The organism is Enterobacter cloacae complex sp. P13B (assembly GCF_014895915.1).
Taxonomy (GTDB): domain Bacteria; phylum Pseudomonadota; class Gammaproteobacteria; order Enterobacterales; family Enterobacteriaceae; genus Enterobacter; species Enterobacter bugandensis.
Genome location: NZ_JADBQN010000130.1, coordinates 1 through 308, shown reverse-complemented (window position 1 = coordinate 308; position 308 = coordinate 1). Strand labels below are relative to the sequence as shown.

Genomic DNA, 308 nt, shown 5'->3' with positions numbered 1-308 from the left:
ACAGTAGTCAGACGCTGCTGGTGATGCGCCCCTATCAGATTGCTGCCACTGAGCGAATTATATGGAAAATTAACAGTTCCTTTAAAGCAAAGAACTGGTCAAAACCGGAAAGCGGGGGTTTTATCTGGCACACCACCGGATCAGGTAAAACCCTTACCAGCTTTAAGGCCGCTCGTCTGGCAACCGAACTGAACTTTATTGATAAAGTCTTCTTTGTCGTGGACAGAAAAGACCTCGATTACCAGACAATGAAAGAGTATCAACGCTTCTCGCCGGACAGCGTTAATGGTTCTGACAATACTGCAGGC

At 46.8% G+C, this 308-nt stretch carries 1 protein-coding gene; it reads left to right on the top strand.

Features of this window, described 5'->3' with window-relative positions; all coding sequences use genetic code 11:
• Positions 1 to 308, top strand: a 308-nt coding sequence (locus IM273_RS22270) for a DEAD/DEAH box helicase family protein (protein WP_193055669.1), incomplete at both ends; no start/stop codon positions are given.